The 24,181-nt window shown below is 68.7% G+C and carries 25 protein-coding genes; 16 read left to right on the plus strand and 9 right to left on the minus strand.

The window, feature by feature from the left end; translation table 11 throughout:
• Positions 1-10: 10 nt before the first annotated feature.
• From ASD68_RS14295 to secB, 3 genes are all read right to left on the minus strand, one after another.
• A complete protein-coding gene (locus tag ASD68_RS14295; RefSeq protein WP_056608100.1) occupies positions 11-3,031 on the minus strand; it encodes a DEAD/DEAH box helicase in 3,021 nt (1,006 codons plus the stop codon).
• A 152-nt stretch (positions 3,032-3,183) separates the two neighbouring features.
• Entirely contained in the window at positions 3,184-4,209 is a 1,026-nt protein-coding gene (locus ASD68_RS14300; RefSeq protein ID WP_056607938.1) for an NAD(P)H-dependent glycerol-3-phosphate dehydrogenase, read from the minus strand.
• A gap of 7 nt (positions 4,210-4,216) precedes the next feature.
• A complete protein-coding gene (secB, locus tag ASD68_RS14305; RefSeq protein WP_056085141.1) occupies positions 4,217-4,726 on the minus strand; it encodes a protein-export chaperone SecB in 510 nt (169 codons plus the stop codon).
• 297 nt (positions 4,727-5,023) lie between these two features.
• On the opposite strand from secB, the gene rpmB reads away from it, so the two are divergent.
• The 4 genes from rpmB to ASD68_RS14325 all read left to right on the plus strand — a co-directional run bounded on the left by rpmB (position 5,024) and on the right by ASD68_RS14325 (position 6,572).
• On the plus strand, positions 5,024-5,260 hold the full coding sequence (gene rpmB / locus ASD68_RS14310; RefSeq protein ID WP_007081352.1) for a 50S ribosomal protein L28: 237 nt from the start codon (positions 5,024-5,026) through the stop codon (positions 5,258-5,260).
• A gap of 10 nt (positions 5,261-5,270) precedes the next feature.
• Positions 5,271-5,438, plus strand: coding sequence for a 50S ribosomal protein L33 (gene rpmG, locus ASD68_RS14315; RefSeq protein WP_056084493.1), 168 nt, complete (start codon positions 5,271-5,273; stop codon positions 5,436-5,438).
• 166 nt (positions 5,439-5,604) lie between these two features.
• Positions 5,605-6,156, plus strand: coding sequence for a DUF4166 domain-containing protein (locus ASD68_RS14320; protein WP_056607941.1), 552 nt, complete (start codon positions 5,605-5,607; stop codon positions 6,154-6,156).
• The gene (locus ASD68_RS14325) at positions 6,156-6,572 is read left to right on the plus strand and encodes a thiol-disulfide oxidoreductase DCC family protein (RefSeq protein ID WP_056607943.1); all 417 of its coding nucleotides are present in this window, start codon (positions 6,156-6,158) and stop codon (positions 6,570-6,572) included. Before ASD68_RS14320 ends, ASD68_RS14325 begins: the two co-directional genes overlap by 1 nt.
• On the opposite strand, the gene ASD68_RS14330 is transcribed toward ASD68_RS14325, so the two are convergent.
• Positions 6,562-7,674 (minus strand): saccharopine dehydrogenase NADP-binding domain-containing protein, encoded by a 1,113-nt coding sequence (locus tag ASD68_RS14330; RefSeq protein WP_056607945.1) that lies wholly within the window; start codon positions 7,672-7,674, stop codon positions 6,562-6,564. The genes ASD68_RS14325 and ASD68_RS14330 overlap by 11 nt on opposite strands.
• 76 nt (positions 7,675-7,750) lie before the next feature.
• Positions 7,751-8,947, minus strand: a complete 1,197-nt coding sequence (locus ASD68_RS14335) for a fatty acid desaturase (protein ID WP_056084485.1) — start codon at positions 8,945-8,947, stop codon at positions 7,751-7,753.
• Between the two features lie 166 nt (positions 8,948-9,113).
• Between ASD68_RS14335 and ASD68_RS14340 the strand changes: the two genes are divergently transcribed.
• From ASD68_RS14340 to mutM, 5 genes are read left to right on the plus strand one after another with little or no spacing between them, the layout of a single operon-like run.
• Positions 9,114-9,875 carry an ABC transporter ATP-binding protein gene (locus ASD68_RS14340; protein WP_056607947.1) on the plus strand — a complete coding sequence of 254 codons (762 nt, stop codon included), beginning with the start codon at positions 9,114-9,116 and terminating at the stop codon, positions 9,873-9,875.
• Complete coding sequence (locus tag ASD68_RS14345) at positions 9,872-10,642, plus strand: ABC transporter permease (RefSeq protein WP_056607950.1); 771 nt, start codon at positions 9,872-9,874, stop codon at positions 10,640-10,642. The genes ASD68_RS14340 and ASD68_RS14345 overlap by 4 nt, the downstream gene beginning before the upstream one ends.
• The gene (locus tag ASD68_RS14350; protein WP_056607954.1) at positions 10,642-11,997 is read left to right on the plus strand and encodes a Gldg family protein; all 1,356 of its coding nucleotides are present in this window, start codon (positions 10,642-10,644) and stop codon (positions 11,995-11,997) included. The genes ASD68_RS14345 and ASD68_RS14350 overlap by 1 nt, the downstream gene beginning before the upstream one ends.
• Before the next feature lies 1 nt (position 11,998).
• On the plus strand, positions 11,999-12,490 hold the full coding sequence (locus ASD68_RS14355) for a hypothetical protein (protein ID WP_056084473.1): 492 nt from the start codon (positions 11,999-12,001) through the stop codon (positions 12,488-12,490).
• Positions 12,491-12,503: 13 nt separating this feature from the next.
• Entirely contained in the window at positions 12,504-13,331 is an 828-nt protein-coding gene (gene mutM, locus ASD68_RS14360) for a bifunctional DNA-formamidopyrimidine glycosylase/DNA-(apurinic or apyrimidinic site) lyase (RefSeq protein WP_056607958.1), read from the plus strand.
• Positions 13,332-13,436: 105 nt separating this feature from the next.
• Here the strand turns inward: mutM and ASD68_RS14365 are convergent, their stop codons facing one another.
• The 3 genes from ASD68_RS14365 to yihA all read right to left on the minus strand — a co-directional run bounded on the left by ASD68_RS14365 (position 13,437) and on the right by yihA (position 15,585).
• On the minus strand, positions 13,437-14,201 hold the full coding sequence (locus tag ASD68_RS14365) for a hypothetical protein (RefSeq protein WP_056607960.1): 765 nt from the start codon (positions 14,199-14,201) through the stop codon (positions 13,437-13,439).
• Positions 14,202-14,286: 85 nt separating this feature from the next.
• The gene (locus ASD68_RS14370) at positions 14,287-14,919 is read right to left on the minus strand and encodes a thymidine kinase (protein WP_056607962.1); all 633 of its coding nucleotides are present in this window, start codon (positions 14,917-14,919) and stop codon (positions 14,287-14,289) included.
• Between the two features lie 15 nt (positions 14,920-14,934).
• Positions 14,935-15,585 (minus strand): ribosome biogenesis GTP-binding protein YihA/YsxC, encoded by a 651-nt coding sequence (gene yihA / locus ASD68_RS14375; protein WP_056607963.1) that lies wholly within the window; start codon positions 15,583-15,585, stop codon positions 14,935-14,937.
• A gap of 114 nt (positions 15,586-15,699) precedes the next feature.
• On the opposite strand from yihA, the gene ASD68_RS14380 reads away from it, so the two are divergent.
• The 5 genes from ASD68_RS14380 to ASD68_RS14400 all read left to right on the plus strand — a co-directional run bounded on the left by ASD68_RS14380 (position 15,700) and on the right by ASD68_RS14400 (position 19,493).
• Complete coding sequence (locus tag ASD68_RS14380; RefSeq protein WP_082546085.1) at positions 15,700-16,455, plus strand: c-type cytochrome; 756 nt, start codon at positions 15,700-15,702, stop codon at positions 16,453-16,455.
• Positions 16,456-16,546: 91 nt separating this feature from the next.
• Positions 16,547-17,437, plus strand: a complete 891-nt coding sequence (locus ASD68_RS14385; RefSeq protein ID WP_056084455.1) for a thiol:disulfide interchange protein DsbA/DsbL — start codon at positions 16,547-16,549, stop codon at positions 17,435-17,437.
• Positions 17,438-17,490: 53 nt separating this feature from the next.
• Positions 17,491-18,147 (plus strand): thiol:disulfide interchange protein DsbA/DsbL, encoded by a 657-nt coding sequence (locus ASD68_RS14390; RefSeq protein WP_056607965.1) that lies wholly within the window; start codon positions 17,491-17,493, stop codon positions 18,145-18,147.
• 96 nt (positions 18,148-18,243) lie between these two features.
• Positions 18,244-19,062 carry an endonuclease/exonuclease/phosphatase family protein gene (locus tag ASD68_RS14395; RefSeq protein ID WP_007081369.1) on the plus strand — a complete coding sequence of 273 codons (819 nt, stop codon included), beginning with the start codon at positions 18,244-18,246 and terminating at the stop codon, positions 19,060-19,062.
• Positions 19,059-19,493: a hypothetical protein gene (locus ASD68_RS14400; protein WP_056607967.1), complete on the plus strand. Its 435-nt coding sequence runs from the start codon at positions 19,059-19,061 to the stop codon at positions 19,491-19,493. The genes ASD68_RS14395 and ASD68_RS14400 overlap by 4 nt, the downstream gene beginning before the upstream one ends.
• Here the strand turns inward: ASD68_RS14400 and ASD68_RS14405 are convergent.
• Entirely contained in the window at positions 19,398-20,990 is a 1,593-nt protein-coding gene (locus ASD68_RS14405) for a hypothetical protein (protein WP_056607968.1), read from the minus strand. The genes ASD68_RS14400 and ASD68_RS14405 overlap by 96 nt on opposite strands.
• Positions 20,991-21,111: 121 nt before the next feature.
• Here ASD68_RS14405 and ASD68_RS14410 point away from each other — a divergent pair, with 121 nt between their 5' ends.
• On the plus strand, positions 21,112-23,163 hold the full coding sequence (locus tag ASD68_RS14410) for a transglycosylase SLT domain-containing protein (protein ID WP_056607971.1): 2,052 nt from the start codon (positions 21,112-21,114) through the stop codon (positions 23,161-23,163).
• 2 nt (positions 23,164-23,165) lie between these two features.
• Positions 23,166-24,104, plus strand: a complete 939-nt coding sequence (locus tag ASD68_RS14415) for a complex I NDUFA9 subunit family protein (RefSeq protein WP_056607972.1) — start codon at positions 23,166-23,168, stop codon at positions 24,102-24,104.
• The last annotated feature ends 77 nt before the right edge of the window (positions 24,105-24,181 follow it).

Here is a 24,181-nt window from a genome sequence, read left to right on the forward strand (position 1 = left end):
GGCCCGACGCTCAACCCGCCGGTGCCAGCAACGTATCCAGATCGAGCTGGTCGAAACTGAGCTTTTCGCGGGTGCCACCGCCTTCCAGCACGGCGTCGGCCAGCTCGGCCTTGCGTGCTTTCAGTTCCTCGATGCGCTCTTCCACCGTGCCACTGGTGATCAGGCGGAACACGAACACCGGCTTGTCCTGGCCGATGCGGTGCGCACGGTCGCTGGCCTGCGCTTCGGCGGCGGGGTTCCACCACGGGTCGTAGTGGATCACGGTGTCGGCCGCCGTGAGGTTGAGGCCCACGCCGCCGGCTTTCAGGGAAAGCAGGAACAGTGGCACTTCACCATTCTGGAACCGCTGCACCGGCTCGGCGCGGTCGCGGGTGTCGCCGGTGAGGGTGACGTAGGGGATGTGGCGGCGATCGAGCTCGGCGGCGATCAGCTTGAGCATGCCGGTGAACTGGGAGAACAGCAGCACCTTGCGGCCTTCGTCGATCAGCGCGGGGAGCATATCCATCAGCAGCTCGAACTTGGCCGACTCGTGCACGCCCTGCGCCGCCTCCAGCTTCACCAGCCGCGGGTCGCAGCAGACTTGCCGCAGCTTCAGCAGCGCATCCAGCACCACGATGCCGGAATGGGCGATGCCGCGCTGGGCGATCACCTCGCGCAGTTCCTCGGTCAGCGCCAGGCGCAGGCCTTCATACAAATCACGTTGGCGGCCTTCCATCACCACGCGGCGGGTGATCTCGGTCTTGGGCGGCAACTCGGTGGCCACCTGCGCCTTGGTGCGGCGCAGGATGAACGGCGCCAGCCGCAGGTTCAGCCGCTGCTGGCATTCCTCGTCGCGCTGTTTCTCGATCGGCACGCGGTAATGACGGCGGAACGCGCCCTCGTCGCCCAGCAGGCCGGGCACGGCGAGATCGATCTGCGACCACAGTTCACCCAGATGATTTTCCAGCGGCGTGCCGGTGAGGCAGACGAAGCGCGGTGCACGCAGGCTCAGCAGTGCGCGGCGCGCCTGGGTGCGGGGGTTTTTCACCTGCTGGGCCTCGTCCAGCACGATCAGCGCGAAGGCCTGCTTTCTCAACGCAACCACATCGCGCGGCAGCAAGGCGTAGCTGGTCAGCACGATGTCCTGGTCGCCGAGCTGGGTGAATTCCTCGGCGCGTTGCGGCCCGTGCAAGGTGAGCACGCGCAGCATCGGCGCGAAGCGGGCGATTTCCGATTGCCAGTTCGGAATCAGGCTGGTCGGCACCACCACCAGCGCTGGCTGGGTCAGCGTGCCGTGCTGTTTCAGCGACAGCAGGTGGGTGATCAGCTGCAACGTCTTGCCCAGGCCCATGTCGTCGGCCAGCACGCCACCCACGCCGGCTTCGGCCAGCGCGTTCAGCCAGCGCAGCCCCTCGCGCTGGTACGGGCGCAGTTCCACCGTGAGTCCTTCGGGCACGACATCGCTGGCGCGCTCGGCCGCATCGCGCAGGCGCGCGGCAAAACCGAACAGCGGCTCGGGCGCATCCAGCGTGCCGCCACCGGGCATCGCCGCGGCCAGCTCTTCCAGCCGGCCGGCCTGCACCTTGGGCAGGTGCAGTTTCTGGCGCGGTTTCTCCAGGTATTCGGCCAGCGGCGCCAGCAGGCCGCGCAATTCCTTCAGTCGCACCGGCACGCGACGACGGGCATCGACCGGCGCGTACCACACCGCATCCTCCGGCTCGTTCGGCGCGGGGCTGAGGTTCAACTGGTGCTCGGCCAGCGCCTGCGCCACGGCGGGCAGCAGGCTGTGGCGCTCGCCGTCCAGTTCGATGCCGACCTCCAGGTCGAAGGCATGATCGTCGGCGTCTTCCACCGCCTGGCCGTACCAGCGCACCGGGCCTTCGAGCACCTCGAACGGGAAGCTGGGCGCGTATTCCAGCTGGAAGTTTTCCTCCTCCAGCCGGGGTCGCAGCGCCAGCCAGCGCGCGGGCGTGTTGACCTCCAGCGCGCCGGCGTGGCCGGTGCCGGGGAACAGCCAGGCGTCCTCGGGCAGGGTTTCGGCCACGTCCCAGGGCAGGCCCTCGGTATCCACGCCCGGCGTGAGCCCGGCGCGTTCGAGTTGCTCCATGGCGGAGAGTTCTTCCGCGCGGCGGCGGGTGATCTCGACCAGCTGGCCGTCGCGCACGCGCCGCACCAGCGGCTCGCCGCCGCGGCCGGGGAGCCGCTCGCCGGCGTAGTCGAAGGCCAGCCGCGCATAGGCCAGCGGCGGCGTGCCGGCGGCCAGGCGCGCATGGCGGGTCAGTGCGTGCAGGGTCAATACCGGTTTCGGCGCCAGTTCGGATCGGCGCATCTCGCCGAAAACCTGCGGCGGCGGCAGCCGCGTGGCCAGCCGGCTGGCCGGCAGCAGGTCGCGCAGGCGATGTCCGTCCTCGGGTTTCAGCGGCGGCAATTCCAGCCAGCGGGTTTCCTCCGCCGCGGCGTCCAGCAAACCCAGCGCCGCATGTTCGGCGTCGAGGTACCACAAGGCATCGATGCGCAGCAGCCGCTGGCTGTTGGGCAGCAACGGCAGCAGGCGCTGGCTGCCGTCGGGCGCCATCGACCAATGCCAGTTGAGCGGATGCGGCCGGCTGCGCGACAGCCGCAAACCGCCCAGGCCGCCCAGGAAACAGGGCGCGGTATCCAGCATCTCGGCCAGCAGGGTGTCGCCCACGTGACCGCTGAGCCGCGCATAGCTGCGTCCCTTGCGCACGCTCTGCGGCAGGCCCAGCACGGTGGCGGCCAGGCGCTGTTCGTGCGGCGCCAACGTCACCTGCACCAGATGGCGGCTGTCCAATGGAACCGGGCGCGCGTATCGGCCGTGTTCGGCCACGGTGAGCAACACCGGCGCGGCATCCATGCAAGCGAAGGAGGCGTTGTCCTGCGGGATCACTTCAAGGAAAAAGCCGAGCACGACCGGCTCGTCGGCCGCCGCCACGCGCGGCTTGGCCAGCAGTCGTCGCCACGCTAACGGAAGCGTGTCGTCAGCGTTGGCTGACGCGCCGCCGGCGCGCTGTTTCCCGTCCGGTTGCTGCATGCGCATGCGGTCCATGGCGACAAGCAAAACATTGAGCTTAGCAGGCGCGCCGCGCATTGGCGGCACACTTGCCACTCACCGGAAACAGGGTTCGGTCGGCGCGAGCACGCGGCACGTTTTCGCGCTAACGTGGGCGGCTGGCCGCGGTTTGATCAGTGGGTGCGGAACAGGCCCGGCGGGTATTCCGCTTTCTGTTCGCGCGCCATCAGCCGGCGCAACGCATCCACCGGGGTGACCTCGCCGTGCAGCACGGCGTGCACGGCCGCGCTGATGGGAAGATCCAGCCCGTGCTTGAGTGCCAGGCGGTTCACTTCGTCGGCGGTGAGGATGCTTTCCACCACCTGGCCGATCTGGCGCAGGGCTTCGTCGATCGCCACGCCGCGGCCCAATGCCAGGCCGAGACGGCGGTTGCGCGACAGGTCGCCGGTGCAGGTCAGCACCAGGTCGCCCAGGCCGGACAGGCCGATCAGCGTTTCGGGGCGCGCACCCAGGGCCATGCCCAGGCGCAGCATCTCGTTCATGCCGCGGGTGATCAGGCCGGCGCGGGCGTTCAGGCCCAGCTCCATGCCGTCGGCGATACCGGTGGCCACGGCCAGCACGTTCTTCATGGCGCCGCCGAGCTCGCCACCGAGCACGTCGCTGCCCGAATACGCGCGCAGGTTCGGCGCGTGCAACAGGCCGGCCAGTTGCCGCGCGAAGGCCTCGTCTTCCGAATGCACGGTGACGGCACTGGGCAGGCCAGCCGCCACCTCACGTGCGAACGACGGACCGGTGACCACCGCGGTGGCACGGCCCGGCAAATGTTCCGCCACCAGCTCGTGCAGGAAGCGACCCGTGCCCGGCTCGAAACCCTTGGTGGCCCAGGCGATCGCGCTGCCCGCATCCAGCAGCGGCGCCACCTCGGCCAGCATGGAGGCGAAGGCGTGGCTGGGCACCGCGATCAACACGATGTCCGCGCCACGCAAGGCCGCAGCCAGGTCGCTCTCGCAACGCAGTTCCGGCGGCAGTTCCACATCCGGCAGGTAACGCTGATTGCGATGGGTTTGCGCGATCGCCGCCAGCGCGGCGGCATCGCGCCCCCACAGGCGGGTAGGCACCCCGTTGCGCGCACTCAGCGCGGCCAGCGCGGTGCCCCAGGAGCCGGCGCCGAGCACGACCATGGTCGGGAGATCAGCCATTTTCGACTCAGCTGTTGAGCGTGGTCGGGGCCTCGTCGCCGCCCTGCATGCGGCGCTGCTGTTCACCATAAAGCGCGTCGAAGTTGATCGGCTGCAACAGGAACGGCGGGAAGCCGCCTTCCAGCACCAGCGACGAAATCACCTGGCGCGCGTACGGGAACAACAGGTTCGGGCAGTAGCTGCCGATGATGCCGGCGTGCTCTTCCTCGCTGAAACCGGCGATGCCGAACAGGCCAGCCTGCTCCACCTCGGCCAGGTACGCGGTGCGATCGCCCAGCGTGCAGGTCAGGGTGAGGCTGAGCGCCACTTCGTACAGGTCGTTGCCCAGGTCGGTGGCCTTCTGGCCCACGTTGAGCTGGATCTGCGGCTGCAGCTGCTCGTTCTCGCCCATGGCCTGGAAGACCTGCGGCGCATTGGGCGCCTCGAACGAGACATCCTTCACGTAGATCTTCTGCAACATCAGTTGCGGCTGGCTGCCCTGGCCATTGGCCTGGCCGTTGTTGACTACTTCTGCCATCGGAAATCCCTTGGAACGCGCTTGCGTCGATTCAAAGGGGCTGATTGTTCCATACATCCCCCACTCGCGCACGCGCATTCCGCACCGATGATTGCGCATTGCCCTGTTTTTCTGGGAGAATACGCGGCTCGCCACGTCGACCTGATGCTTTGGGCCATCCGCCACGCGATGCGGATTCACGACACGCGACAGCACCACCTCCAGCATCGCGGGGCGCCCAGGCGCCGCTGGGCCGATGCTGCCCTGGCCAACGGGCGGCAAATCAGGCTTCAAAAAAGCCATTCAACGGAGGTCGTCATGGCCCGTGTATGTCAAGTCACCGGAAAGGGTGTGCAGAGCGGCAACAACGTCTCGCACGCCAACAACAAGACCCGTCGCCGCTGGTTGCCCAACCTGCATGAGCGCCGCTTCTGGGTCCCCGGCGAGAATCGCTGGATCAAACTGCGCGTTTCCAACCATGCGTTGCGCACGATCGACAAGAATGGCATCGAAGCCGTGATTGCCGAAATGCGCGCCCGCGGCGAAAAGGTCTGAGGATTGAGCCATGGCTAACAAGACACAAGACAAGATCCGCATGATCTCCTCGGCCGGTACCGGCCACTTCTACACCACCAAGAAGAACAAGAAGAACACGCCGGAAAAGTTCGAGTTCAAGAAGTACGACCCGGTGGTGCGCAAGCACGTGATCTACAAGGAAGGCAAGATCAAGTGACGTGACGGCGCGTTCGCGCATCGCGCGAACGCCTTTGCCGGAACGTCATCCCTGCGAAAGCTGGGATCCAGTGAAACACCCAAAACCCGCCCTCGTGGCGGGTTTTCTTTGTCCGCTTGCCGGACCGACGCCAGCCTCGCATCATCGCCGGATGAGCGCAGCCCCGATGACCGCCTTGTTTCCCGACTTGCTCGGTGACGCGTGCTGGCGGCAACTGCCACCCGCCGTGCAGGCCATGCATGGCGCATCGCCCGTGCTGCACGCGAATGGTGTCGCCGACATCACCGGCGACAACCATCTCGCTGCACGCGGGTTGCGTCGCCTGTTGGGTTTGCCGCCGCCCGGCCGCGCGCAGGCACTCGCCTTGACCATCGAACGCCACAACGGCAACGAAGTCTGGACCCGCCGTTTCGCCAATCGGCAGATGCGTTCGACCCTGGGACGACGTACCGGCTCGCCCTTTCTGTATGAGCGCCTCGGACCGGCCAGGCTGGGTTTTGCCTTGCGCCGGGATGGCGAAGCCATCGACTGGCAACTGCGCAGCCTGCATATTTTCGGCCTGCCCTGTCCGCGCGCCCTGCACGGCCGCGTACTTTCGCGCAGCGGAGTCCGTGACGGGCGTTACCACTTCAGCGTCGACGTGCGGTTGCCGTGGCTGGGCCAGTTGCTGGCCTACCAGGGCTGGCTGGAGCCAACGGCTCCGCAGGCCGTCAGTTGATGGCTCCCCAGGCCGCTGCACCCGTGATCGTGTTCGACGGCATCTGCCTGTTGTGCAGCCGCTGGGTGAACTTCCTGCTGAAGCACGACCGCGCGGGGCGTTATCACTTTGCCGCGATGCAATCGGCGTACGGCCGCGAGCTGCTGGCGGCGCACGGGCTGAACCCGGATTCGCCCCTTTCGTTCCTGCTGGTCGACGAGGGCCGGGGCTACACCGATACCCGTGCGATCGTGCGAGTCCTTCGCGGCCTGGGCCAGCGGCGCTGGCGCTGGCTGGGCAATGTCGTGGGCAGCGTGCCACGCGGCATCAGCGACCCGGCCTACCGCTTCATCGCCCGCCATCGCTACCGGATTTTCGGGCAGCGCCGCAGCTGTTTCGTACCCACGCCCGAGCAGCGCGCGCGTTTCAGCCCGTAAGCCTTTCCAGTTGCGTTTCGATGGCGAAGCCATCGAGCGCGGACAAGGCCTCCTCCAGCGTGAAAAGGCCCATGCACGGCATCGCCCCGCGCGCCGACAGACCGCCATCGGCCAGCTTGCGCGCCAGCACCACGGCGGGGGTAGCGGGTATCTGCGGGCCGTCACCCGCCCCCGCGCGCAACGACCAGCGCAGCCGCAGCGGCAACCCTTGCGGGTCGCGCCCGCGCAGATCGACCAGCATCCCGCCCACGTCGCTTCCCGCGCTCAGGAACCATTCGCTGACCCGACGCAACGCCCGGGCATGGCGGGCCAGATCGCGCACCAACCCCAGGCGCACCAGCCACGCGGCAGCCAGCGTGCCGAAGTGCAGGCGCCTCAACTCCAGCCCGGCCCGGAAAATCACCGTACGGACGCCGCGATAGCGCAGCGGGAACAACGCCAGGTCCGGCACATCGCACAAGCCGACCCAGCGCGGGCCGAACGGGAAAACCGGACGGCGCGTCAGCATCCAGCCGTGACCGCGTTGCCAGCGGCCATCGCGCCACAGCTGCAGAGGCCGCCCGCAGTAGCCCAGGATGGCCGCCACCGTGGCATCGCCGCGCGGCGTGCGGTTGCCCGGACTGATCGCGTGCTCGATAACCTCAAGCGTGGCGAAGCGCGGCAACAAACTGTCCACCACGGCGCTGCTGAGCGCTGGCACGGTCGACGCACCACTGACCAGCAAGCGCCCCGCCTGCCTGGCGCGGTCATCCAGACGGCCAATTCCGCTGACAAAATCCCGTCCGTCGGCCAGGTCGATATAGTCGCTGTCGCAGGCCAGACAGGCTTCAGCCACACGATAGTCCTGCTGCTGGAAGGGACCGGCGGCATGGATGACCAGTTGTGGTTGCAGCGCCGCGATCGCGCCTGCCACGCCAGGCGCGGTCACGTCGAGCACGGCCAGTTGCGCCGACGCATCCCCCAACGTATCGCGCAACGCCACGAGGCTGGCCTTCCTTCGGCCGGCGAGTGTCAAATGAAAACGTGGGTCACCAACCAACTGGCTGGCGATGCGCGAACCGAACACGCCGGTGGCGCCGATCAGTACGACACGCAAGGCCATCCGTTTCCCCCTTGGCGATCCCTGGAAAAACAAAACCCGCCAGACGGCGGGTTCTGCTGAAACATGACTGTAGCGCTCAGGCGGCGTTGGCGACCGTGTAGCCCTTCAGCCGCTGGGCGAAGTCCTGCAGGGCGCGGATGCCGCTCTCCTCGGCTTCGTGGATCCATTGCTGCAGACCCTTCAGCGCCTGGTCGGCGCCGCGCTGTTCCATCAGGGCCGCGAGGCGGTTGCGGAAGTCGTAGACGGTTTGCAGGGTGGGACGGCGGGCCAGCACGGCCTGCAGTTTCGCGCTGCTGTCCTGATCCAGCCAGCGGCCGCCGTCGGCCAGGGCGCGACGCATGCGGCGCGGCATGGATTTGATGTTGTCGCCGGCGTGGGTCGCTTCTTCGCGCAGGGTGGGCACGATCACGCCGCGGTAGTAGTCGGTCATGGCCTGGAAACGGTGGGTCAGCACGGCCTTCAGGGTGTCGGCGTCGGGCAGGCGCACGTTGGGGCGCACGTCCAGCGACGGCGCCACGCGCAGCACCTTGGCCAGACCCACGGCACGCAGGCCGCAGATGGCCGCCCAGCCGATGTCGAATTCCCACTTGCGCAGCGCGAACTTGGCCGAGCTGGGGAAGGCGTGGTGGTTGTTGTGCAGCTCCTCACCGCCGATCCAGAACGCCCACGGGATCAGGTTGCGCGCGGTGTCGGCGCTCTCGAAGTTGCGGTAGCCGGCCCAGTGACCGATGCCGTTGACGAAGCCGGCGGCCCAGAACGGGATCCACACCATCTGCAGCGCCCACATCGCGGCGCCGATCACGCCGAACAGCGCCACGCTGATCACCAGCATCAGCGCCGGGCCCCAGTACGGGTGCGCGCCATAGAGCTTGTGCTCGACCCAGTCGTCCGGCGTGCCGCGACCGTACTGCACCATGTCCTGCTTGTTCTCGCAGGCGTCGCGGTACAGCGAGACGCCGTCCCAGAACACTTTCTTGATGCCGTAGATCATCGGGCTGTGCGGGTCTTCCGCCGTCTCGACCTTGGCGTGATGCTTGCGATGCACCGCCACCCACTCGCGGGTGACCATGCCGGTGGTGAGCCAGCCCCAGAAACGGAAGAAGTGCGCCAGCGCCGGGTGGAAATCCACGCCGCGATGGGTCTGGCTGCGATGCAGGTACAGCGTCACCGTGAAGATGGTGAGCTGGGTCATGATCAGCAGGTAAACGAGCTTCTGCACCCAACTGGCGCCGGTGAGGCCGTCGTTGAGGAAATTGAGTACCGCGTCGAGCATGGAAAAAATACCGGGAAGTGGACGGAGCAACGTGCGCGAGACTGGCAGCGCGCCAGCGCGAAACACAATGATACCAGTCGGTCAAGCGGAAAAAGCTAACCGGCCGTTAGCCTGCATGCATCCGTGCCCTGTTGTTTAACAGTGGGGGCGCCGTGACAATCACGCAATGACCACGATCATCCCCTCCTCGCCGCCCGTCGTCCTGCAACTGGACCGACTCAGCCGCCGCCGCGCCGGCCGGCACGCCGTACGGGGCCTCGATCTGTCCCTGCACGCCGGTCAGGTGCTGGGCTTGCTGGGCGTCAACGGGGCGGGCAAATCGACCACCTTGTCGATGATCGCCGGCGCGCTGCGCCCCGACAGCGGTGGCATCCGGTTGCGTGGTGAGGATTTCCTGGAACACCCGGAACTGGCCCGCAGCCGCATCGGCTGGTTGCCTGAACGCGCGCCGGTGTGGGCAGAACTCAGCGTCAGCGAGCATCTCGACGCGCACGGCCGATTGCGCGGCCTGAACGGCAGCACCTTGCGTGCCGCCCGCGAACGCGTGCTGGACCGTCTCGACCTGCAGCCACTGGCCCGCCGCCTGGCCGGCGTGCTGTCGCAGGGCCAGCGCCAGCGCCTGGGGCTGGCTTGCGCACTGCTTCACCGGCCCGAGCTGCTGGTGCTGGACGAGCCGGCGAACGCGCTTGATCCGGTGCAGGCGGTGGCCTTGCGCGGGCTGATCCGCGAGCAGGCCGCGGCCGGCACGGCGGTGATCCTGTCCACCCACCTGCTGGCCGAGGTCACCGCCGTCTGCGATCGCGTGGCGATCCTGCACGACGGCTGCCTGCGCCACGACGGCCCGGTGCAGGCGGACGATCATCAGGCGCTGGAACGCACCTTCTTCGAGATCGCGATGCACGGCGACGCCGCGGCGCGCGCCGCATGAGCGGCGGCGTGGCCGGTACGTTCGCGGTGACGCGACTGGAATGGCGTCGCATGGTGGTGCGCCCGCTGGCCTGGGTGCTGGCGGCATTGACGCTGGCCTGGCTGGCGTGGAATTTCACCCTGCTGCTGGGCGGCTTCCTGGCCGGACAGGTGCAGCGCGCCGCGTTGCCGGATGGCCCGGGTTTCACCGATCTGGTCGCGGTGCCGCTACTGGGCCAGCTGGCCCAGCTGTCCTTCCTGGTGGTGCCGTTGCTGGGCATGTCGGTGATCGCCGGCGAGCGGCGCAACGGCACCTTGCCGCTGCTGTTTGCCGCCGGCCTGCCCGCCTCGCGCATCGTGCTGGGCAAATACCTGGCGCTGCTGGGCTGGCTGCTGTTGTGGCTGGCATTGACGCTGGCTATGCCGCTGGCGTTGGCGCACGCCACCGATCTGGACTGGGGCAAGCTGGCCGCCGCCACGCTGGGGCTGGCGCTGATGCTTGCGGCGCTGGCGGCGCTGGGCGTGGCCTGCTCCGCCTTCGCGTCGCATCCGGCAATCGCCGCCGCGGCCGCGTTGATCATCGCGCTGGCGTTGTGGAGCGTGAACGTGGGCGCACAGATGGCCGGCATCAACGGTGGCGTACTCAACTGGCTGGCGATGAGCACGCATGAGCAACCACTGCTGCGCGGGCTGGTTTCCACCGCCGATATTGCCTGGTTTGTGCTGCTGATCGTGGTGGCGCTGGCGCTGGCGTCGCGACGGCTCGACAACGAGCGGGAGCGCGGCTGATGCGCGCACTATTCAGACGTCTGGACGGCTGGCTGTTCGCACTGATGCTGCTGCTGGCCGCCGGCGCGCTGGGCCTTCTCAGTACGCGTTTCGCCCATGTATCGGATTGGACCGCCGGCGGCCGCACCAGCCTGTCAGCGCAAAGCCGCGCGGTGCTGGCGCGGCTGGATGGCCCGGTGGAAATCACCAGCTACGCCAGCCCGCAAGGTGATCTGCGCCAGACCGTGGCCGGCTTCCTGCAGCGCTACCAGGCAGTGAAGCCCGACCTGCAACTGCGCTTTGTCGATCCGCAGCAGGACCCGGCCGCGATGCGCGAGCTGGGCATCACCGTGGATGGCGCGCTGATCATCCGCTACGGCCAGCGCGAGCAGCGGCTGGACGAACTCTCCGAGCGCAGCCTCACCAACGCGCTGGAGCGCCTGATCCGCGGCAGCGACCGCATGGTGGCCTTCGTCACCGGCGACGGCGAGCGGCGTGCCGACGGCAAGGCGAATGCGGACATGGGCACGTTCATGGCGCAGCTGGAAAGCCGCGGCATGCGCGCGGTGCCGTTGAATTTCAGCCAGGTCAGCGCGGTGCCGGAACACACCGACCTGGTGGTACTGGCCAGCCCCACGGTGGCACTGCCGCCTGGCGCGGTGCAGGCCCTGGTCGACTACGTGCAGCGCGGCGGCAACCTGCTGTGGCTGACCGAGCCGGCGAACGACACACTGGGCCTCGATCCGCTGGCCAGCGTGCTGGGCGTCCACGTGTTGCCTGGCGTGCTGGTCGACGGTTCCGGCGCCGCCTTGGGCCTGCACGATCCGCGCATCATCACGCGCGGCGACTACCCGGCGCAGGCGATCACCCGCGGTTTCACCTTCACCACGCTGTTTCCGCAGGCGTCGGCGCTGGCGCAGGTCAGCCAGCGCGACTGGGCGGTGGCGCCGTTCCTGCGTTCGGGTCCGCAAAGCTGGACGGAATTCCAGCCGATCGCGAACGACGCCACGTCGGATATCCGCTTCGATGCCGCCGCGGGCGAGTTGAAGGGGCCGCTGGATTTCGGGCTGGCGCTGAGCCGGCTTTCGCCCAGCCCGGACAAGAGCGAGCAGCGCGCCGTGGTGATCGGCGACGGCGATTTCCTCTCCAACACGTTCCTGGGCAACGGTGGCAACCGCGCGCTGGGCGAGCGCGTATTCGACTGGCTGCTGGGCGACGACAAGCTGGTCAACCTGCCGCCGCGCGGCGCACCCGACCGGCTGCTGCAGATCTCCCAAGGCGGGCTCAACGCGATCAGCGTGGGCTTCCTGATCGTGCTGCCGCTGCTGTTGCTGCTGATCGGCGGCGCCATCGTGTGGCGCCGGCGGCGGCGCTGAGATGACCCGCGCCAGTCGCCGTCGCCTTGCCCTGCTGGCCGTGGTGGTCGCACTGCTGGCCGTGGCGGGATGGCAGTGGCAGCGCGATGCGCAAGCCGCACCCGGCAGCTTGCTGACTCTGGAACCGGCCTCGGTCGACCATATCGCACTGGCGATTTCTGGCGCGCCAGCGGTGCATTACGAAAAGCGCGATGGTCACTGGTGGATCGTGGATGGCACGCCCCGCCGCACCGATGACGGGCGCCTCGCCGAACTGGCCGATACCGCCGCCGCCAACGTGCTGAGCTGGCGGCCGGCCGCCGATTTCCAGCCCGCGAAGATCGGCCTGGCGCCGCCCTCTGCCGTGCTGACCCTGAACGGCCAGCGCATCGAATTCGGCGAGACCTCGGTCACCGGTCCGCAGCGCTACGTCCGCGTGGGTGATCGCGTTGCGCTGGTCCCCGCCCACTACACGCCGCGGCCGCCCACCGGCCACGTCACCGATCTGCACTGACGGCGGAACATCCGTGCCCGAACTGCCCGAAGTCGAAACCACCCGCCGCGGTATCGCGCCGTACCTGATTGGCCGCCGCGTGCTGGGCGTCACCTTGCGCCGGCCCGACTTGCGCTGGCCGATCCCGCCGCAGATCGCCACCCTGCTGCCCGGTCAGCGCATCGAGGCGGTGGAACGGCGCGCGAAGTATTTGCTGCTGCACACCGAAGCCGGCAGCGCGTTGCTGCACCTGGGCATGAGCGGCGTGCTGCGCGTACTGCCGCCGGACGCGCCGGTGGGCAAGCACGATCACGTGGACATCGCGCTGGAACGCACGATCGCGCAGGCGCCGCGCATCCTGCGCTTCACCGATCCGCGCCGGTTCGGCTGCCTGCTGTGGCAGGCGCCGGGCGAAACCCACGAACTGCTTGCCGGCCTCGGCCCCGAGCCGCTGACCGATGACTTCGACGGCGACCTGCTGTGGCGCCGCTCGCGCGGCCGCAAGGCGGCGGTGAAACTGTTCCTGATGGACAACGCGATCGTGGTGGGCGTGGGCAACATCTACGCCAGCGAGGCGCTGTTCGCCGCCGGCATCGACCCGCGCCGTGCCGCCGGCACGGTGTCGCGCGCCCGCTATGCGCGGCTGGCCGCCGAGGTGAAACGTATCCTGGCCTGGGCGATCGAACGCGGCGGCACCACCTTGCGCGATTTCATCAGCCCTGACGGTGCGCCGGGCTATTTCTTTCGCGAGCTCAATGTCTACGGCCGCAGCGGTGAGCCGTGCCACGTCTGCGGCACGCCGATCCGGCAGGTGACGCTGGGGCAACGCTCCACGTTCTGGTGCCCGCGCTGCCAAAAGTAGGGCCACACCCTGTGGGAGCGACTTCAGTCGCGATGCTCTTGCTTTGGGCTCCAGAGCAGAAGCATCGCGGCTGAAGCCGCTCCCACAAGTGAGCTCCTACCGGCCTCAATCAGGCCAGTGGAACGCAACATGGGTGTTGTTGAACTGCGGGTCGTCGGCGCTGCCGCCGGGTTCGGCCACCATGTCGCTGGACAGGCCGTCGACGGCGAGTTCCTGGCCGGCACGGAAATGGCCGCCCATCGACAGGAATTCCATCAGCCGCTCGCACATGCTGCCGGCGCGGCCCAGCTCGCTTTCGGGCACGTTGCGCACGCTGAGGTCGGGGCGGCCGAACTTGCGCATGCCGCGGGTGCGCACCCAGGAGCGGTCGGGCGTTTCATCGGCGTTGCACAGGATCAGCACGTGATTGCGCGGCGGCGCGCCACCGGGCACCAGGTAGCGCTGACGCCACTGGTCGGCGCTGAACAGGCTCAGGATCTGCGGATCGAGGATCGAGGTGCCGCCCACGTCGAGCAGGCCGGCCAGCACGCCCAGCGTGTCGTGCAGGTAGTCGAGGCTGTTGCGGTCGTCGATCTCTCCGCGCACCACCAGCACCTCGGGCGCGATGCGCGCCTGCTGGGTGACCTCGGGGTTCTCGGTGTGCAGGATTTCGCCCAAGGCGCCCTGCAACGGGTAACCATCCCACTGGCGCAGCACCGCGTTCTGGAAGCGCTGGATCTCGATGCCCTGGGGCAAACCGGGGCTCTGGTAGCGCATCGACGGGATCACCAGCTCCGCGTCGAACTTGCCGAACACATAGAACACCAGCACGGCTTTCTCTTCGCCCGGGGTCCAGTACGGGCGCGGCCAGGCGGGGCTTGTCTCGGTCATGCGGGATTCCTTGGGATGCGCGAAAACGGTGGGCGGTCGGTCAAGGTAACGGCAGCATTGTCGCCAGCGGGTGAGCCCGGCAACGTCATCGCGGCTCGCCCAGCGGCAACACGGGCTGCTGCAGTTCGATGGAGCCGTCGCCTTGGTTGATCTTCTTGAACTCGGCCCGGCTCACCGAGACATAGCGCTCGTTGCCGCCGATCTCAACCTGCGGGCCGTCGGTGACGGCGCGGCCGTGCTCGTCCACGCGCACCACCATGGTGGCCTTGCTGCCGGTGTGGCAGATGGTCTTGATCTCCTGCAGCTCGTCCGCCCAGGCCAGCAGATACTGGCTGCCCTCGAACGGCTCGCCGCGGAAATCGGTGCGCAGGCCATACGCCAGCACCGGGATGCGCAACTGGTCGACCACGTCGCTGAGCTGCCATACCTGCGCCTTGGCCAGGAACTGCGCCTCGTCGACAAACACGCAATGCAGCGGACCGTGGGCCGCGATATCGGCCTGCACCAGCGCCAGCAGGTTTTCCTCGGCGCGGAAGCGGCACGCATGCGCCTTCAGGCCGATGCGCGAGGCAACCACGCCCTCGCCGTAACGATCATCCAGCGCCGGGGTGAGGATCAGCGTGCGCATGCCGCGCTCGTGATAGTTGTACGCGCCCTGCAACAGGTTGGTGGTCTTGCCGGCATTCATTGCCGAGTAATAGAAATAAAGCTTGGCCATGACGGAGCGCGGACGTCAGCGGTCGTGGGCCGGAGCCATTTCGCGCGGCGTGCGCAGCAGGGTCATCACCGCTTCGCGCGCCTCGTCCACGCCGGTGTTGGCGGAGGACGAGAAAATCTGCGCGGTGGCGTGCGGGCTGTTGTCGGCGAACTGCTTGCGCAAGGCGGCCAGCGCCTGCATGGCCTGGTTGCGCGACAGCTTGTCGGCCTTGGTCAGCAGCACGTGGCAGGGCAGCTGGGTGGCGAAACAGAACTCCAGCATCATCCGGTCGAATTCCTTCAGCGGATGGCGGATGTCCACGATCAACACCAGCCCGCGCAGGCTGCGGCGCTGGTGCAGGTAGGCGTCGATCTCCAGCTTCCAGTGCTCGCGCATCTCCAGCGGCACCTTGGCGTAGCCGTAGCCGGGCAGGTCGATCAGGCGCGGCTCCAGCGACACGCCGTCGATCTGAGTCGGCGGCAGGCTGAAAGCCACCATCTGCTGCGTGCGCCCGGGCGTCTTCGACGTACGCGCCAGCCCCTTGTGATTGGTCAACGCATTCAGCGCGCTGGACTTGCCCGCGTTGGAGCGGCCGGCGAACGCCACCTCGGCGCCCTGATCGGCGGGCAACTGGCTGATGCGATGGGCGGCGAGCACGAACTGCGCACCTTGCAAGGGATTCGGCATGGGGATGGTTTGACCAAGGTACGGTGGCACAGGGATAATTCTGCGGTTTCTGCCGATCGCGGGCCCATGGGCGCAATCAACGGCAGTGTCTGCAGTCTCTCGGGAGTCAATTGTATGAGTTTTCGGTCCGCCGGTTTTCGGCCAGCTGTTCTCGGGGCCGCCGTAGCCCTTGCCTTGGTGCTGTCCGGCACGGCCCTGGCGCAGGATGCCCAGCCGGCTGCCGCCGCCACGGCCGCCCAACCGGCTGCTGCCGCCGCGCCGGCCGTGGCTGCAGCGCCCGCCGCCGTGAAGCCGGGCGACGCCACCGCCGGCCAGGCCAAGGCCGCCGTATGCGGCGCCTGCCACGGCATGGATGGCAACTCCGCCGATGCGCAGTACCCGAAGCTGGCCGGCCAGAGCGAGCAGTACATCGTGCGCCAGCTGACCGACTTCAAGTCGGGCAAGCGCCAGAACCCGATCATGATGGGCATGGCCGCGCCGCTCTCCGAGCAGGACATGCATGACCTCGGCGCCTACTTCTCCACCAAGAAGCCGCTGCCCGGCGTGGCCGATCAGGCGCTGGTCGAGCACGGCGAGAAGCTGTACCGCCAGGGCGATTCCAGCCGCGACATCCCGGCCTGCATGGCCTGCCATTCCATCGACGGCAGCGGCAACCCCGGCGCGATGTACCCGCACCTGGCCGGCCAGCATGCGCAGTACGTGGAAGCCACGCTGAAAGCCTGGCACGACGGCACCACCTGGGGCGACGACGCCCACGCCAAGATCATGCCGTCGATCGCCGCCAAGCTCGACAGCAAGGACATCGCCGCCCTGGCCAGCTACATCGAAGGGCTGCACAGCGCCGACGCCGAATCGACCACCCAACCCTGATTCCCCGTGCGCCGGCCCTGTGCCGGCGCTTTCGGTTTGGGCCCCCACTCTGGCGCTTGCTCCCGCTGCGCCACACCCGTCGAGGTGATCCATGTTGAAACGTCTGCCGCTTCTCTGTGCCGCCCTGTTTGCCCTCGCGGCCTGCAGCAATTCCAGCGATACCACCAGCGCACCGACCGCCGCCCCCGTGGCAACGGCCACCGCCACCGCTCCGGCGGCACCGGCCAGCGTGGCGCCAGCACCGGCGGCGACCGCCACCACCATCATGGCCCCCGCCATGGCCAGCACCGCGCCAGCACCGGAGAGCGCCGTCGAGCCTGAGGCGGCCACCCCGGTCGCCAGCAGTGCCACGCCGTTCGTTGACGACGGCAAGTGGGTCGAAGGCAAGAACTACTTCCTGATCGAACCGGCGCAGCCCACCAGCCAGCCGGGCAAGGTCGAGGTCACCGAGGTGTTTTCCTACGGCTGCCCCGCCTGCAACGCGTTCCACGCCACCGCCAACCAGATCGCCGCCAGCCTGCCCGCCAACGCGGTGATGACCTACCTGCCGGCTTCGTTCAACCCGCCGGAAAACTGGGTGATGCTGCAGCGCGCGTACTTCACCGCGCAGGCACTGGGCGTGGCCGAAAAGGGCAACGACGCCATGTACGACGCGGTGTGGAAGACCCGCGCGCTCAGCGCCATGAACCCCGCCGGCACCGGCCTCAAGCCCGCCAGCGCGCTGCCCACGATCGCCGATGCGGCCAAGGTCTACGCGCCGTTCGGCGTCGACCCGAAGGAATTCGAGGCGGTGGCCGCCTCGTTCGCCACCAACCTGAAGATGAAGCGCGCCGATGAGCGCGTGAAGGCGCTGGGCATTGAACAGACGCCCAGCATGGTGGTCAATGGCAAGTATCGCTACACCGTTGGCAGCGCCGGCGGCTATGCGCAGACGGTCGAGCTGACCCGCTGGCTGGTGGCGAAGGAAGCCGCCGGCAAGTAAGTCGCGCCCGGCACTTGAGGCGGGTCGCGAAGCCACCCATATCGAGAGGTCACATGAAGACATTTTCCCGCTTGCGTGTGTTGACCCTGGCCGCCGGCCTCATGCTTACCGCCGCCTGCACCGCGCAGCCCGGCCCGGCCACGCCCGCGCCTTATACCGAGGGCTCGGAGTACGTCACCTTGCCCGCGCCGAACCAGCGGCTCAGCAATGACGGCAAGGTCGAGGTGGTGGAGATCTTCTCCTACGGCTGCGTGCACTGCGCCCACTTCGCGCCGATGGCCGAGAAGCTGCGCAAGGAGCTGCCCGCCGGCGTGACATTCAAGCTGCTGCCCGCACCGTTCAGCGCGGAATGGCTGCCGTATGCGCGGGCCTACTACGCCGCCAAGCAGCTGGGCGTGGTCGAGCGCACGCATCAGGCCTTGTTCGACGCCAAGTTCAAGCAGAACTATCCGATCAACTCGCTGGACGATCTGGCTGATTTCTACGCGCGCCAGGGCGTGGATCGTGCCGAATTCCTGCGCATCGCCAACTCCGACGCAGCCACAGCCGCGATGAAAAGCGACCTGGACCTGATCCGCCATTGGCAGGTCGACAGCACGCCCACCATCGTGGTCGACGGCAAATACCGCATCACCGGCGTGAAGACGCAGGAAGAAATGGCTGCGGTGGCGCTGTGGCTGGCCAAGCGCGAGCTGGCCGCCAGGAAATAAGCCCGGCGTCGGCCAGCGCACACGCTTTCACGTTTGCTGTTCCATGCTTGGCACCGCATCGGCCCGCCGACGCCTCCTTTCCCACGATGTGATGCGATGAACCGCGCCGTACCCACCACCAGCAGCCCCGCAAGCGGCAACGAACGCCGCTTGCGCCTGCTCAGCTGCAACATCCTGGCGGGCGGCAGCGTGCAGCGTTATCGCGAGTACGTCACCCGCAGCCTCAGCGCGGTGCTGCCCGGGCGCAGCAAGATGGACAACCTGGACCGGCTGGCCGAGGTGTTGCCGCAGTTCGACGTGATCGGCCTGCAGGAGGCCGACGCCGGCAGCCTGCGTTCGGGTTTCCTCAACCAGACGCGCTACCTGGCGGAAACCGCCGGCATGCCGTTCTGGAGCCACCAGCCCAACCGACCGATGGCGCGGCTGGCGCATTCGGCCAATGGCCTGATCAGCCGGATGGAGCCGCACGCCGTGCTGGATTACCCGCTGCCCAGCCGCATACCCGGCCGCGGCGCGCTGCTGGCGCAATTCGGTGAAGGCCCCAATGCGCTGGCGGTGATGATCGCGCACCTGTCGCTCAGCGCCGCGGCCCGCGCGCAGCAACTGGGCTTCATCGCCGAGCTGCTGCAGGATTTTCCGCACGCGGTGCTGATGGGCGACCTCAACACCGAGCCGGGCAGCACCGAGATGGCCCGGCTGTTCGCCAAATGCAGCCTGCAGCCGCCCGCGCAGGCGACGCCCACGTTTCCCAGCTGGAAACCGCGGCGGGCGCTGGATCACATCATCACCTCGCCCGGCATCGTGCTGGACAAGGTCTGGGCGCTGCCTCAGGCGTTCTCCGACCATCTGCCGCTGGCGGCGGAAATCCGCTTGCCGGCCAACGTCGGCAGCGTCGCCAACGGTCACCGCGAATGACGACCACCGCCGGACAACGGTGGCGAACCGCCCTGCCCTGGCTGCTGCTGGCGCTGGTGGGCGTGGGCGCCGCGGTGCTGCGCTACGGCCTGATCGAAAGCAGCGCGATGGGTCAGCTGTGCGGCGCCGCCAACGGCCCGTGGTGGTGCAGCGTGCGGCAATGGCTGGTGCTGGGTTTCCTGCATGACATCTACGGTATCGCGGCGCTGATCGCCGCGGCTGCGGCTCTGCTGCACCGAAGCGCATGGCTGGCGTGGCTGGCCGCGGCGCTGGGCGTGTTTGCGCTTGAGCTCTATTGCTTCGAAGCGGGCGCGCTGGCCCTGCTGATCGGCTGCCTACGCCTGTTGCGTCGGCAGGCCACGCCGCCGCGCAGCGCGCCACCAGCCGAGCAACACCGGCACGGCCAGCAGCAGGTTCAGTCCCAGCCATAACCAGCTGGCGGGATTCAGGCCACGCTCCTGTACCAGCACGATGCTGCCCAGCAGCAGCAAGGCGACGGCCAGGAAGCGCGCCTCCAGCAACAGTGCCGACACCGCGCGCGGGCTCAGCCACGCGGCCAGCGCAAAACCCACGCAAGGCAACGCGAACAGCCCCAGCGGGAAATCGCGGTAGCGGCCGTCGAACACCAGCAGCAAGCCGTAGAAAGCCAGTACAAACAGCCAGCCGAAGCGCACCGGCAGCATCGGCAGTTCCGCCCGCTGCTCGCCATCCAGCCGTGCCGCGATCCAGCGCGCCAGCCACAGCGCGGTGCCCAGCGCGCAAAGGCAGGCGATGGTCGAGATACTCCATTCCCACGCGTCGCGGCAGGCGTAGGCCATTTGCCGCGCCTGCCACGCCAGCGCACCGCCACTGGCCCAGCCGGCCAGCATCAGCGCCAGTCGTCCGCGCCAACGCCGCCGCCAGCCGCCGACCAGCACGAACAGCAGCGCGCCGGCGCCCGCGGCGGCTTCACCGATCCACCAGCGCGGCTCTTCCACCACCGGCCCCTGCATCGGGAATTTGGCTTTCGCCTGCGCGTCGAAGATGCCCCAGTAACCGCCGACGGTGCCTTCCTGCGCCCGCTTCCACGGTTGGTCGAACGCCTCGATCACGTTGTACGGCAGGTCCACCTTCGCCGCGTAGCGCAGGAACTCGCGCAGGTAGCGCGCCTCGTTGATCACGCTGGCGGCGGCCCGCTGGCGCGGCCGGCCCGCGCTGGGCCAACCGGTTTCGCCGATCATCACGCGCCGCCCGGGAAACGCCTGCTGCACCCGGGCATAGACCTCGGCCACGTGTTGCACGGCGCGCTCGGGCGCCACCGGCTTGTCTTCCCAATACGGCAGGATGTGGATGGTGATGTAGTCCACCGACGCGGCCAGTTGCGGGTAGCGCAGCCAGAATTCCCACACGTCGGCGTAGGTCACCGGCGCGTCCACCGCGTCGCGCACCTGACGCACGTAGCCGGCCAGCGCCGTCGCCGACAGTTCGCCGCGCAGCAGGACTTCGTTGCCCACGACCACGCCGCGCAAGGCCTGCGGTGTTTCCCTGGCCGCGGCGATGCCCAGGCGTACCTGTTCCTCATTGGCCTTCGGGTCGGCACCCAGCCAGATGCCCATCAGCACTTTCATGCCGTGGCGCACGGCGATCCGCGGCACCGCGCTGAGCCCTTGTCCCTGGGAATAGGTGCGCACGCAGTCGAAGCGTTGCGACAACACCTGCAGATCGGCGTCGATCCGCTGCGGGCTGATGAAGGCGTGGGGATCGAGCGGGGTTTCCCCCGCTTCACGGAACGGCGCGTAGGACACGCAGGAGATCCGCGCCGACGGCGCATCGGGCAAGGCCACCGGCCGGCCCTCGGCCCACCAGCCCGCGGCAACCGCCAACGCGGCGAGCAGCAAGCCCAGCCAGGCGAACACCTGCGGGCGGTAGCGGGGCAACGATGGGGACATGCCGATCCTTGCTGGATTGAAGCGCGGGAACGCACCAGTTTAACAGCGCGGCGCCAAGGCCTTCACGGCGGCGGTGCGGGGCGCATCCACTACACTGGGGATCGGCCGAAGAGGAGCTTCCATGTTTTTGAGTGCAGCGCCACGGCGCTTTTTCTGCGGGTTGCTGGCGCTGGCCGGCGCGTTGCTGACCATGCCCCAGGCGCAGGCCGCGGCATCCACCGATGCGCAGCGCATCGCATTCAAGCAGGCCTACGCCGCCGCCAGCCAGGGCGACCCCAGCTGGCGCACGCTGGCGGCCAGCCTGCACGATTACCCGCTGTATCCGTACCTGCCGGCGGCGGCGCTGGAGCACGACATTCGCCTGATCGACCGCGCGGCGGTCGAGGATTATCTGGCCAGCTATCCCGACCTCATCCCCGCCGCTGACCTGCGCCGCGACTTCCTGCGCGAACTGGCGCGGCGCAAGGACTGGGCCGGCTTCACCGCGCTGTACCAACCCGGCCTGGGCGATGCGCTGGCCTGCGACGCACTGCAGGCAAGACTGGCCAGCGGCGGCACGCTCGATTTCCAGCGTGATCTGGCCGCGCTGTGGGCCAAGCCCGATCTGCCCGGCGCCTGCGACCCGGTGCTGAATGCCGCGCACGACCAGGGCTTGCTGACCACGGCGCGGTTGTGGGAGCGGATCGATCGCGCCGCCGAGGCGGGCAAGGCCGGCACGGTCGCCAGCCTGGCGTCGTGGCTGCCGACCGCCGACCGACCCACCGCACTCCATCTGGCCCAGGCCTGGCGCGATCCCGCCGCCGCGGTGGCGGCCGCGCCCAACTGGAGCACCAGCGCGCGCGATACCCGCGCGGTCACGCTGGCGCTGACGCGACTGGCACGGCGCCAGTCGACCGCCGCCGATGCGGCGTGGCAGGCGCTGCAGGGCCGCTTCCCGTTCAGCGAAGCGCAACGCAACCATATCCTGGCCACGCTGGCCTTGTTCCACGCCACCGATTTCGACGACCAGGCGCTGGCGCGGCTGATTGCCCTGCCTGCCGCGGCGCAGACCGACGGCACCTACGAATGGCGCGCCCGCGTGGCCCTGGCGCGGCAGAACTGGCCGGCCGTGATCGCGGCGATCGACGCGATGCCGGCGACGCTGCGCGAGGACGGCGAATGGCGCTATTTCCGCGGCCGCGCGCTGGCCGCGCAGGGCAGCACCGGCGAGGCGCAGGCGCAATTCCGGGCGCTGGCGGACGAAGCGACCTTCTTCGGTTTCCTTGCCGCCGACGCGCTTGGCCAGCCGTACGCGATCTGCCCGTTGACGCTCGCCGACGATCCCGCGGCGCAGGCATCGCTGCTGACGCTGCCGGGGCTGCAACGCGCGTTCGAGCTGTTCGCGGTCGACCTGCCCAAGCCGGCCCGACGCGAATGGAACCGTGCCCTGCAAGGCGCCGACCAGGCCACCGTGCGGGTTGCCGCCGCGCTCGCCAACCAGCGTGGCTGGTACGACCGCGCCGTGTTCGCCTTCAGCAGCGGCGACGCGTTGCGCCTGTACGACCTGCGCTTTCCGCTGGCCAGCCAGGATGGCCTGGTGCCGCAGGCCGAGGCGGCCGGGATCGACCCGGCCTGGGCCTACGGCATCCTGCGCGCGGAAAGCGCCTGGATGAGCGACGCCCGCTCCGGCGCCGATGCGCGCGGCCTGATGCAGTTGCTGCCCAGCACCGGCGCGCTGGTGGCACGGCGCAACGGCATGAGCTGGGGCGGCGGCGACACCCTCTACGACCCGGTCACCAACATCGCGCTGGGCACGCGTTATCTGGCCCATATGGCATCGCGCTTCAACGGCTCGCCATGGCTGGCCAGCGCCGCGTACAACGCCGGCCCCAACCGCGTCGACCAGTGGCTGGCCGCGCGCGGCACGCTGGCGCCGGACGTCTTCATCGCCAGCATCCCGTTCAAGGAAACGCGCGAATACGTGGCCCGCGTGATGGCGTTCAGCGTGATCTACGACTGGCGCCTCAACGGCACCGTGATTCCGCTGACGACCCGCCTCAGCACCATCGGGCAGCCGTATGCGACAGCGGCGGCGAACGCCGCGCGCAAGGCCATCAGCTGCCCGGCCAGCACGGCACCGGCGGCGGCAACGTCCGCCGCCGCGCCGATCGCCACCTCGGCTGACGGACGTTGAGCATGCCCGCCCAACAACTCGTCGTGCTCGGCGGCACCGGTTTCGTCGGCCGCCACCTGGTGCCGCGACTGGCCGCCGACGGCCACCGCGTCGTGGTGCTGAGCCGCAACCGCGAGCAGCATCGCGAGCTCGGCGTGCTGCCCGGGGTGCAGGTGCGCAGCGCCGACGCGCACGATCCGGCTGTCCTGCAGCGCGAACTGGCCGGCGCCGATGCCGTGATCAACCTGGTCGGCATCCTCAACCCGCGCGGCATCCACAGCTTCGAGCACGTGCACGTGGAACTGGTCGAGAAAGTGATCGAGGCCTGCCGCGCCAACGGCGTGACCCGACTGCACCAGATGAGCGCGCTGAAGGCCGGCCAGGGCCTGTCCAACTACCTGAAATCGCGCGGCCAGATGGAGGCGCGCGTGCGCCAGTCCGGCCTGGACTGGACCCTGTACCAGCCCAGCGTGATGTTCGGCGAAGGCGATGGCCTGGTGAACCGGTTCGGCCGTCTGCTGCGCCAGCTGCCGGTGCTGCCGCTGGCGCGCGCCCAGGCGCGGCTGGCGCCGACCTGGGTGGGCGACGTGGCCGCGGCGATCGCCCGCTGCGTCGACAACCCGGCGCTCGGCCGCCAGCGCGGCTTCGAGCTTTACGGGCCGGATGTGTTTTCACTGGGCGAGATCGTGCGACTGATCCGCGACGCCAGCGGGCGCCGTACGCCGATCCTCGAGTTGCCCGACGGCCTCGGCCGGCTGCAGGCGCAACTGGCCGAACTGCTGCCGGGCAAACCCTTCTCGCTGGACAACTTCCGCTCGCTGCGCACCGATTCCGTGGGCAAGAACGACGGCTACGCCATGCTGGGCATCACGCCACAGGCGTTCGCCCCCTGGCTGCCACGGCTGCTGACGGCCTCCGCGCGGCAACGACGGCTGTCGGCCGCGCGTTCGTTGCGCCGCTGAGGCGCCTGCCACACAGTGGGGCACTTTTCGGCAGGCCGTCTGCCGGGAACCACCTGAAGGGGTTTACACGAATGTCA

This window comes from Rhodanobacter sp. Root627 (assembly GCF_001427835.1).
Lineage (GTDB): Bacteria > Pseudomonadota > Gammaproteobacteria > Xanthomonadales > Rhodanobacteraceae > Rhodanobacter > Rhodanobacter ginsenosidimutans.

Excerpts from the sequence above, each read along its gene's own strand:
- ASD68_RS14295 (WP_056608100.1), bottom strand. The coding sequence starts at position 3,031 with ATGCAGCAACCGGACGGGAAACAGCGCGCCGGCGGCGCGTCAGCCAAC.
- ASD68_RS14300 (WP_056607938.1), bottom strand. The coding sequence starts at position 4,209 with ATGGCTGATCTCCCGACCATGGTCGTGCTCGGCGCCGGCTCCTGGGGC.
- secB (WP_056085141.1), bottom strand. The coding sequence starts at position 4,726 with ATGGCAGAAGTAGTCAACAACGGCCAGGCCAATGGCCAGGGCAGCCAG.
- rpmB (WP_007081352.1), top strand. The coding sequence starts at position 5,024 with ATGGCCCGTGTATGTCAAGTCACCGGAAAGGGTGTGCAGAGCGGCAAC.
- rpmG (WP_056084493.1), top strand. The coding sequence starts at position 5,271 with ATGGCTAACAAGACACAAGACAAGATCCGCATGATCTCCTCGGCCGGT.
- ASD68_RS14320 (WP_056607941.1), top strand. The coding sequence starts at position 5,605 with ATGACCGCCTTGTTTCCCGACTTGCTCGGTGACGCGTGCTGGCGGCAA.
- ASD68_RS14325 (WP_056607943.1), top strand. The coding sequence starts at position 6,156 with ATGGCTCCCCAGGCCGCTGCACCCGTGATCGTGTTCGACGGCATCTGC.
- ASD68_RS14330 (WP_056607945.1), bottom strand. The coding sequence starts at position 7,674 with ATGGCCTTGCGTGTCGTACTGATCGGCGCCACCGGCGTGTTCGGTTCG.
- ASD68_RS14335 (WP_056084485.1), bottom strand. The coding sequence starts at position 8,947 with ATGCTCGACGCGGTACTCAATTTCCTCAACGACGGCCTCACCGGCGCC.
- ASD68_RS14340 (WP_056607947.1), top strand. The coding sequence starts at position 9,114 with ATGACCACGATCATCCCCTCCTCGCCGCCCGTCGTCCTGCAACTGGAC.
- ASD68_RS14345 (WP_056607950.1), top strand. The coding sequence starts at position 9,872 with ATGAGCGGCGGCGTGGCCGGTACGTTCGCGGTGACGCGACTGGAATGG.
- ASD68_RS14350 (WP_056607954.1), top strand. The coding sequence starts at position 10,642 with ATGCGCGCACTATTCAGACGTCTGGACGGCTGGCTGTTCGCACTGATG.
- ASD68_RS14355 (WP_056084473.1), top strand. The coding sequence starts at position 11,999 with ATGACCCGCGCCAGTCGCCGTCGCCTTGCCCTGCTGGCCGTGGTGGTC.
- ASD68_RS14365 (WP_056607960.1), bottom strand. The coding sequence starts at position 14,201 with ATGACCGAGACAAGCCCCGCCTGGCCGCGCCCGTACTGGACCCCGGGC.
- ASD68_RS14370 (WP_056607962.1), bottom strand. The coding sequence starts at position 14,919 with ATGGCCAAGCTTTATTTCTATTACTCGGCAATGAATGCCGGCAAGACC.
- yihA (WP_056607963.1), bottom strand. The coding sequence starts at position 15,585 with ATGCCGAATCCCTTGCAAGGTGCGCAGTTCGTGCTCGCCGCCCATCGC.
- ASD68_RS14380 (WP_082546085.1), top strand. The coding sequence starts at position 15,700 with ATGAGTTTTCGGTCCGCCGGTTTTCGGCCAGCTGTTCTCGGGGCCGCC.
- ASD68_RS14385 (WP_056084455.1), top strand. The coding sequence starts at position 16,547 with ATGTTGAAACGTCTGCCGCTTCTCTGTGCCGCCCTGTTTGCCCTCGCG.
- ASD68_RS14390 (WP_056607965.1), top strand. The coding sequence starts at position 17,491 with ATGAAGACATTTTCCCGCTTGCGTGTGTTGACCCTGGCCGCCGGCCTC.
- ASD68_RS14395 (WP_007081369.1), top strand. The coding sequence starts at position 18,244 with ATGAACCGCGCCGTACCCACCACCAGCAGCCCCGCAAGCGGCAACGAA.
- ASD68_RS14400 (WP_056607967.1), top strand. The coding sequence starts at position 19,059 with ATGACGACCACCGCCGGACAACGGTGGCGAACCGCCCTGCCCTGGCTG.
- ASD68_RS14405 (WP_056607968.1), bottom strand. The coding sequence starts at position 20,990 with ATGTCCCCATCGTTGCCCCGCTACCGCCCGCAGGTGTTCGCCTGGCTG.
- ASD68_RS14410 (WP_056607971.1), top strand. The coding sequence starts at position 21,112 with ATGTTTTTGAGTGCAGCGCCACGGCGCTTTTTCTGCGGGTTGCTGGCG.
- ASD68_RS14415 (WP_056607972.1), top strand. The coding sequence starts at position 23,166 with ATGCCCGCCCAACAACTCGTCGTGCTCGGCGGCACCGGTTTCGTCGGC.